Source organism: Streptomyces griseorubiginosus (assembly GCF_017614965.1).
GTDB classification, from domain to species: Bacteria; Actinomycetota; Actinomycetes; order Streptomycetales; family Streptomycetaceae; genus Streptomyces; species Streptomyces griseorubiginosus_B.
The window spans coordinates 1-8264 of record NZ_WVUG01000361.1 but is presented as its reverse complement, the minus strand read 5'-3'; the positions used below and the strand labels follow the sequence as shown (position 1 = coordinate 8264).

Below are 8264 nucleotides of genomic sequence, written 5' to 3'. Positions count from 1 at the left end.
GGGCCGGCGGTGCTCAGTGAGCTGGCCGTGGGGGAGGAGCTGGGGATGCGGAGGCTGGTGCGGGTGCCGGTGGAGGGGGTCGCGCTGGCCCGGGACCTGCGGGCGGTGTGGCCCACGGGGCATCGGCCCACGGGCCCGGCGCGGGATCTGCTGTCGCTGACGCGGGGGTAGTCAGACGCCGGACGCGTTGGAGGACGTTCCGAACCACCTGGCCAGGTGCCTGTTCAGGTCCTCCTGGTCGTCGCCCGTCCAGGCCACGTGGCCGTCGGGGCGGAGCAGGATCGCCGGGGCCGTCAGGCGATCGCTCGCGTCCTGGACGTGGTCGACGCGGTCCTCCCAGCCCGCCGTCGACAGGCCGCCCGTCTGGTCGAGGAGGAGGCCGTGGCCGGTGTGGAAGAGGTCGTAGAGGCGGCCTCGTTTGAGGGGGACGTCCCGCAGACGGCGGCCCAGCAGGTCGTCGCCCTCGCCGAAGTCGTAGCGGACCTCGATCGCGGTGATCTTCTCGGTCAGGTAGCGGTTCACCTCGTCGAAGTCCATCAGCCGTGAGAAGAGCCGCCGTACCGCTCGCGGACCCGGCTCGGTGGACATCAGTTCCATCTGCGCGCGGGTGTTGTCGAGGACGTCGGCGGCCACCGGGTGCCGTTCGCTCTCGTAGGTGTCGACAAGGCCCTGCGGCGCCCAGCCGGCCACCTCCGCCGCCAGCTTCCAGCCCAGGTTGAACGCGTCCTGGATGCCGAGATTGAGCCCCTGCCCACCCGTCGGCGGGTGGATGTGTGCCGCGTCGCCCGCCAGCAGCACCCGTCCGACCCGATAGCGCTCGGCCTGCCGGGTGGCGTCGCCGAAGCGGGAGAGCCAGCGCGGTGAGTGCACACCGAAGTCGGTGCCGGCGACCGCCCGCAGGCGCTCCTTGAACTCCTCCAGCGTCGGGGGCACCGCGCGGTCCTCGGTCAGGCCCTCGGCGGGGACGACCACGCGGTACGCCCCGTTGCCCATGGGGCCGATGCCGAACCGCTTCTGGGTCGCCCGGACCCGGGCCATCACCGCGGCGATCGTCTCCGGCGGCGCGGCCACCTCCATCTCGCCCAGCAGCGTCTCGACCGTGGCCGGGTCGCCGGGGAAGCCGACGCCGAGCAGTTTGCGCACCGTGCTGCGGCCGCCGTCGCAGCCGACGAGGTAGCGCGAGCGCAGCCGTGTGCCGTCGGCCAGCTCGACCGTCACCCCGTCCTCGTCCTGGCTCAGCCCGGTCACCTCGCTGCCGCGCCGGATCTCGGTGCCGAGCTCGACGGCGTGCTCGGCGAGCAGCCGCTCGACGACCGGCTGCGGAATGCCGAGGACGTACGCGTGCGCGGTGTCCATCCCGGTGGGCGCGGGCTTGTCGATGGCGGCGAAGAAGCCGCCCACCGGGTACTGCTTGCCGTTCGCGAGGAACCGCTCCAGCAGACCGCGCTGGTCCATCACCTCGATGCTGCGCACATGCAGGCCGAGCGCGCGGACGACCTTGGTCGGCTCCGGCTCCTTCTCCAGCACCACCACGCGTACGCCGTGCAGCCGTAGTTCACCGGCGAGCATCAGCCCGGTCGGCCCGGCGCCGACAACGATCACGTCGATCATCAAAGTCCCCGTTTCCGCAGGTTGTGGCCTCGGCCGGTGATTGTGCGGCACGACGGGGGCCTTGCCGCAAGCCCCCCGGTGCGCTATACGTTGAGACAGGCGAGGAGGTCAGGAACCCCTCGCCGCTGTCGTTCCCGCCGCCGTCACCCCGGTGAAAAACCCTTGGCACGGCGGTGTCCCGGGCCTGCACCATGCCCTGCATGACGACCCCCTCAGCCCCGCCCGCCACCGGCGTCCGCACCCCCTGGGAAGCCCTTCCGCACCCGGTGCGCACCGCCGTCACCGACGTGCTCGGCGGCGGCCCGGTCGTCCATGCGCAGACCCAGCCCGGCGGCTTCTCCCCGGGCGTCGCGGCGCGGCTGAGAACCGCCGACGGACGGCGCGCCTTCGTGAAGGCCGTCAGCGCGGACACCAACCCCGACAGCCCGGCCATGCACCGCGCCGAGGCCCGTAACACCGCCGCCCTCCCTCCCGGCGTGCCCGCGCCCCGGCTTCTCGGCACCTACGACGACGGCACCTGGGTCGTCCTCGTGCTGACGGATGTCGACGGCCACCAGCCCCACGTCCCTTGGCGCGAACCGGAGTTGCGGCGGGTGCTCGACGCCGTCGAGCGCCTCGGACGTACCCTCACGCCGTCTCCCGTCGCCGCCCCGCCCGTGGCCGAGGCGCTCGGCGAGGCATTCGGCGGCTGGCGGCGCCTTGCCGACCGGCCGGAACACGAGCTGCGCGGACGTCTGGACGACCGGACCCTCGCGGAGCTGCCCCGGCTCGCCCGTCTCGCGGCGGACGGGGCGGAGGCCGCCGCCGGGGACACCCTCGCCCACGCCGACCTGCGCGCCGACAACATGCTGCTCACCGCGGACGGCGAGGTCGTCTTCGTCGACTGGCCGCACGCCGTGCGCGCCACCCCGTGGTTCGACCTGCTGACGATGCTGCCCAGCGTCGGCGCCCAGGGCGGACCCGACCCGGACGAGGTGTTCCGGGCGCATCCGCTGGGCCGGGCCGCGGATCCGGCCGGTGCCACGGCCACCCTGGCCGCCCTGACCGGGTTCTTCATCGAGCAGTCCCTGCTTCCGGCCCCGCCCGGACTGCCCACCCTGCGCCCCTTCCAGCGCGCCCAGGGCGAGGCGGGGCTCGCCTGGCTCAGGAGACGGCTCGCACCAGGGCCCGCATGACGCGCGCGTCCTCGCCCATCTCGGGATGCCACTGCACGCCCAGCGCCCAGCCGTCCGCGGCGGGCAGTTCGACGGCCTCCACCGTGCCGTCCTCCGCGTACGCGGAGGGGAGAAGGCCGGTGCCGAGGCGGTCGACGGCCTGGTGGTGATAGGCGGGCACGGACGTCTCCTCGGGCACGGCCTCGGCGTACCGGGTGCCGGGCACCGGCTTGACCGTGTGCCGGCCGAAGACGCCGACGACCTCGGCGTGGCCCTCGACGTGCTGGACCAGCGTGCCGCCCAGGGCCACGTTCAACAGCTGCATGCCGCGGCAGATGCCCAGCAGGGGGACGCCCGCGGACAGGGCGGCGTCGATCAGCGCCAGTTCCCAGGTGTCCCGGGCGGGGGCCGGCGGGCCGGTGCGGGGGTCCCGCTCGGCGCCGTAGCGGGCCGGATCGACGTCGGGGCCGCCGGCGATCACCAGCGCGTCGAGGCGTGCGACGGTCGCCGCCGCCTGCTCCGGCTCGTCCGGCGGCAGCATCGCGGCCAGTCCGCCCGAGCGCTGCACCAGGCGCGGATAGCCGACCGGCAGCAGCGCGGCCTCCAGCTCCCACACGCCCCAGCGCGCCCCGGCCTCCAGATACGTGCTGACGCCGATCAGCGGCCTGGCTGTCATACGACCTCCCACCCGGAGCAATGGATCCCGTTCATACCTTTGCCGACCCACCCCCGCGAGGGCAAGGTCACGCCGGGAACCCTCGTCACGCCAGGAACCCTCTGAGCAGTGCCGCCGTTCCCGCGCAGTGCTCCCGCATCATCTCCCGCGCCCCGTCCGCGTCCCCGTCCAGGACCGCCTCCACCAGGGCGATGTGCTGACGCTGCGAGTGCTCCAGGTTGCGGACGAGCAGCGGGATGCAGTCCAGCAGGTCGTTCACCGTGGCCCGTACCGCCGCGTACTGGGCGGTGAGCGTGGGGGAGCCGCACAGCTCGGCCAGGGTGAGGTGCAGCAGCGTGTCCAGGCGGCGGTAGTCGGCGAGCGGCGCGTCGTGCGTGCGGGTGAGCGCCTCGCGCAACCGGTCCGCCTGGTCGTCGCTCAGCCCGTGCGCCGCGCACAGTCCCGCCGCGCCCACCTCCAGCACCTCCCGGAAGCGCAGCACGTCCTCGATGTCGACCTCGGAGATCCGCCGCCGCAGCTCGTCCTCGCCGCCCGCGTCCGCGCGGGGCAGCACGAAGGTGCCGCCGTAGCGTCCGCGCCGGGACTCCACAAGCCCCTGGTCCTGCAGCACCTTCAGCACTTCACGGAGGGTCACCCGGCTGATCCCCAGCCGGTCCGCCAGCTCCCGCTCGGCGGGCAGCCGCTCGCCGCCCGGCACCAGGCCCAGCCGTACCACCTGCAGGATCTGCTCCAGTGCCTCCTCGAAGCCGTTCCCCGCCCGCACCGGCCGCAGCACCGGCGTCAACCGGTCCTCCAGGCTGCCGTCCTGATCCGGCGACACCCGCCGCACCCCCTTCCCAAGCAATGGTTCTCCGCAATACCTTATGGCTCCCGGCCCGGTCGGAAAAACGCGCAGCCGAAGGAGCTCTCCCGTGGCAGACCGCACACCCCCGCTCAGCGTCGAGGAGCTGCACGCCCTCGTCGCGAGCGGAGAGATCGACACTGTCGTCCTGGCCTTCCCCGACATGCAAGGGCGCCTCCAGGGCAAGCGGTTCGCCGCCCGCTTCTTCCTCGACGAGGTCCTCCACCACGGCACCGAGGGCTGCAACTACCTCCTCGCCGTGGACACCGAGATGAACACCGTCGACGGCTACGCGATGTCCTCCTGGGACCGCGGCTACGGCGACTTCGCCATGCACCCCGACCTGTCCACCCTGCGCCGCGTGCCCTGGAACGCCGGCACGGCCATGGTGATCGCCGACCTCGCCTGGAACGACGGCTCACCCGTGGTCGCCGCCCCGCGCCAGATCCTGCGCCGCCAGCTCGAGCGCCTGTCCGAGCTCGGCTACACCGCCCAGGTCGGCACCGAGCTGGAGTTCATCGTCTTCAAGGACACCTACGAGCAGGCCTGGGACGCCGACTACCGGGGGCTCACACCGGCGAACCAGTACAACATCGACTACTCGGTCCTCGGCACCGGGCGGATCGAGCCGCTGCTGCGCCGCATCCGCAACGAGATGGCCGGTGCCGGCCTGACCGTCGAGTCCGCCAAGGGCGAGTGCAACCCCGGCCAGCACGAGATCGCCTTCCGCTACGACGAGGCGCTGCGCACCTGCGACCAGCACGCGATCTACAAGACCGGCACCAAGGAGATCGCCGCCCAGGAGGGCGTGTCGATCACCTTCATGGCCAAGTACAACGAGCGCGAGGGCAACTCCTGCCACATCCACCTGTCGTTGGCGGACGCGGCCGGCAACAACGCCATGGCCGGGCCCGACGGGATGTCCGACGTCATGCGGTACTTCCTCGCCGGACAGCTCGCCGCCCTGCGCGACTTCTCCCTCCTCTACGCCCCCAATATCAACTCCTACAAGCGCTTCCAGCCCGGCTCCTTCGCCCCGACGGCCGTCGCCTGGGGTCACGACAACCGCACCTGCGCCCTCCGGGTCGTCGGCCACGGCCGCTCCCTGCGCTTCGAGAACCGGCTGCCGGGCGGTGACGTCAACCCGCACCTCGCCGTCGCCGGGCTGGTCGCGGCCGGGCTGTACGGCGTCGAACAGAAGCTGGAGCTGCCCGAGCCCTGCCCGGGCAACGCCTACACGGCGGAGTTCGAGCACGTCCCGAGCACCCTGCGGGAGGCCGCCGAACTCTGGGAGAACAGCCCGATCGCCCGGGCCGCCTTCGGCGACGAGGTCGTCGCGCACTACCGCAACATGGCCCGCGTCGAGCTGGCCGCCTTCGACGCCGCGGTCACCGACTGGGAGCTGCGCCGCTCCTTCGAACGCCTGTGAGGACCTTCTTGTCTGCCGAGTACGAACTCCAAGTACTGAACCCCGCGACCGAGGAGGTCGTCGCCACCGTGCCGGCCGCCGGCGTGGCCGACGTGGACGCGGCCGTCGCCCGGGCCGCCGCGGCCCAGACGCGCTGGGCCGCCCTGTCGCCCGCCGACCGGGCGCGGCTGCTGCGCCGGTTCGCCGTCGCCGTCGACGAACACCTGGAGGAACTCGCCGGGTTGGAGGTCCGCGAGGCCGGTCACACCGTCGGCAACGCCCGCTGGGAGGCGGGCAACGTCCGTGACCTGCTCGACTACGCGGCGGGCGGTGTCGAACGCCTGACGGGGCGTCAGATCCCGGTGGCGGGCGGCCTGGATGTCACCATCCTGGAGCCGCTGGGCGTCGTGGGCGTCATCGCGCCCTGGAACTTCCCCATGCCGATCGCCGCCTGGGGCGCCGCCCCCGCCCTCGCGGCCGGCAACGCCGTCCTCCTCAAGCCGGCCGAGACGACTCCGCTGACCGCCCTGCGCCTGGCCGAACTCGCCCTGGAGGCGGGCCTGCCCGAAGGCCTGTTCCAGGTGCTGCCCGGCCACGGACCGGTCGCGGGCGACGCGCTCGTCGAGCACCCCGGCGTCGCGAAGATCGTCTTCACCGGATCGACGGCCGTGGGCAAGCAGGTGCTGGCCAAGGGCTCGGCCCTGCTCAAGCGGGTCACCCTCGAACTCGGCGGCAAGAGCCCCAACATCGTCTTCGCCGACGCCGACCTCAAGGCGGCCGTCGACCCCTTCTCCTTCCTCGACAACTCCGGCCAGGACTGCTGCGCCCGCACCCGCATCCTGGTCCAGGAGACGGTGTACGACGAGGTGTCCGCCCTTCTCGCCGACGCGCTCGCCGCTGTCGTGGTGGGCGACCCGGCCGACGAGAAGACGCAGATGGGCCCGCTGATCTCGCGCCATCAGCTGGACCGGGTCCGCGGCTACGTCCCCGAGGACGCCCCCGCCCTGCGCGGCACCGCACCCGAGGGCCCCGGCTTCTGGTTCCCGCCGACCGTCCTCACCGGCGAACGGCCCGACTCCGTCGCCGCCCGCGAGGAGATCTTCGGTCCCGTCGCCGTCCTCCTGCCCTTCACCGACGAACAGGACGCGATCCGCCTCGCCAACGAGACGCCCTACGGCCTCTCCGGCTCCATCTGGACGCGGGACGTGGGCCGAGCGCTCCGCGTCTCGCAGGGCGTGCGGGCCGGCAACCTGTCCGTCAACTCCCACTCCAGCGTGCGCTACTGGACCCCCTTCGGCGGCTTCAAGCAGTCCGGCCTCGGCCGCGAGCTCGGCCCGGACGCCCTGACCGCCTTCACCGAAACCAAGAACGTCTTCATCAGCACGGAAGGCCCCGCACAGTGACCTCTCAGGACTCCGGCATCATCTGCCGTCGGCTCGTCGGCCGCACCGCCGTCATCACCGGAGCCGGCAGCGGCATCGGGCTCGCCACCGCGCGCCGGCTCGCCTCCGAAGGCGCCAACGTCGTCTGCGGCGATGTCGACGAGGCCCGCGGCAAGGCCGCGGCGGACGACACCGGCGGGATCTTCGTGAAGGTCGACGTCACCGACCCCGACCAGGTGGAGGCCCTGTTCAAGACGGCGTACGACACCTACGGCAGCGTCGACGTCGCCTTCAACAACGCCGGCATCTCCCCGCCCGACGACGACTCCATCCTGGAGACCGGCCTCGAGGCCTGGAAGCGCGTCCAGGAGGTCAACCTGACCTCCGTCTACCTGTGCTGCAAGGCCGCCATCCCCTACATGCGGCGCCAGGGCAAGGGCTCCATCATCAACACGGCGTCCTTCGTGGCCCGGATGGGCGCGGCGACCTCCCAGATCTCGTACACGGCCTCCAAGGGCGGCGTCCTCGCCATGTCCCGCGAGCTGGGCGTGCAGTTCGCCCGCGAGGGCATCCGCGTCAACGCCCTCTGCCCGGGCCCGGTCAACACCCCGCTCCTGCAGGAACTGTTCGCCAAGGACCCCGAGCGGGCCGCGCGCCGCCTCGTGCACATCCCGGTCGGCCGGTTCGCCGAGGCCGAGGAGATCGCCGCCGCCGTGGCCTTCCTGGCCAGCGATGACTCCTCCTTCGTCAACGCCAGCGACTTCCTGGTGGACGGCGGAATCTCGGGCGCGTACGTCACGCCTCTGTAGGACAGGCGCCTCTCTCCCGGACGGCGGTTCCGGTCCGGGCGGGATCCCGGACACCGTGTACGGGCCCCCGGGGCCGTTCTATGGTGTCCGGGATGAGCATGACGCCACCGCCCGGCTGGTACCCCGATCCGTCGGCACCCCATCTGCAGCGCTGGTGGGACGGCACGGCCTGGACCGACCACTGGATCCAGCCCGGGCAGCCGCCGGCCGGGGGTTCGGGCCGGGCCCGGCTCGTCGCGCTCGTCACGGCGGGCGCCGTCCTCGTGGCCGCGATCGTCACAGGAGCCGTCTACCTGCGCGGCAACGAGCCGGCGGCCCAGGTGCAGACCGAGCCCGGCGCCGCCACCACGGACGCCCCGACGACCGACGACTCCACCCCGTCC

The 8264-nt window shown here is 72.8% G+C and carries 8 protein-coding genes and 1 pseudogene; 6 read left to right on the top strand and 3 right to left on the bottom strand.

All coding sequences use genetic code 11. The features are described from left to right. A pseudogene (locus tag GRC12_RS46100) lies at window positions 1-171 on the top strand (LysR family transcriptional regulator); the annotation flags it as partial. On the opposite strand, the gene rox reads toward GRC12_RS46100, so the two are convergent. After that, window positions 172-1611: a rifampin monooxygenase gene (gene rox / locus GRC12_RS38755; protein WP_208785071.1), complete on the bottom strand. Its 1440-nt coding sequence runs from the start codon at window positions 1609-1611 to the stop codon at window positions 172-174. It lies immediately after the preceding pseudogene. 200 nt (window positions 1612-1811) lie between these two features. On the opposite strand from rox, the gene GRC12_RS38750 reads away from it, so the two are divergent. Then, complete coding sequence (locus tag GRC12_RS38750) at window positions 1812-2786, top strand: aminoglycoside phosphotransferase family protein (protein WP_208785070.1); 975 nt, start codon at window positions 1812-1814, stop codon at window positions 2784-2786. On the opposite strand, the gene GRC12_RS38745 is transcribed toward GRC12_RS38750, so the two are convergent. After that, window positions 2755-3441, bottom strand: coding sequence for a gamma-glutamyl-gamma-aminobutyrate hydrolase family protein (locus tag GRC12_RS38745; RefSeq protein ID WP_208785068.1), 687 nt, complete (start codon window positions 3439-3441; stop codon window positions 2755-2757). The two genes, GRC12_RS38750 and GRC12_RS38745, sit on opposite strands and share 32 nt — an antisense overlap. Before the next feature lie 85 nt (window positions 3442-3526). Continuing rightward, window positions 3527-4261, bottom strand: coding sequence for a FadR/GntR family transcriptional regulator (locus GRC12_RS38740; RefSeq protein WP_208785066.1), 735 nt, complete (start codon window positions 4259-4261; stop codon window positions 3527-3529). 91 nt (window positions 4262-4352) lie between these two features. On the opposite strand from GRC12_RS38740, the gene GRC12_RS38735 reads away from it, so the two are divergent. From GRC12_RS38735 to GRC12_RS38720, 4 genes are all read left to right on the top strand, one after another. Continuing rightward, the gene (locus tag GRC12_RS38735; RefSeq protein ID WP_208785063.1) at window positions 4353-5711 is read left to right on the top strand and encodes a glutamine synthetase family protein; all 1359 of its coding nucleotides are present in this window, start codon (window positions 4353-4355) and stop codon (window positions 5709-5711) included. Window positions 5712-5719: 8 nt separating this feature from the next. Further along, the gene (locus tag GRC12_RS38730) at window positions 5720-7093 is read left to right on the top strand and encodes an aldehyde dehydrogenase family protein (RefSeq protein ID WP_208785061.1); all 1374 of its coding nucleotides are present in this window, start codon (window positions 5720-5722) and stop codon (window positions 7091-7093) included. Beyond that, window positions 7090-7881 (top strand): 3-oxoacyl-ACP reductase, encoded by a 792-nt coding sequence (locus GRC12_RS38725; RefSeq protein ID WP_208785059.1) that lies wholly within the window; start codon window positions 7090-7092, stop codon window positions 7879-7881. The genes GRC12_RS38730 and GRC12_RS38725 overlap by 4 nt, the downstream gene beginning before the upstream one ends. Before the next feature lie 92 nt (window positions 7882-7973). Beyond that, window positions 7974-8264, top strand: a 291-nt coding sequence (locus GRC12_RS38720; protein WP_208785057.1) for a DUF2510 domain-containing protein, incomplete at its 3' end; no start/stop codon positions are given.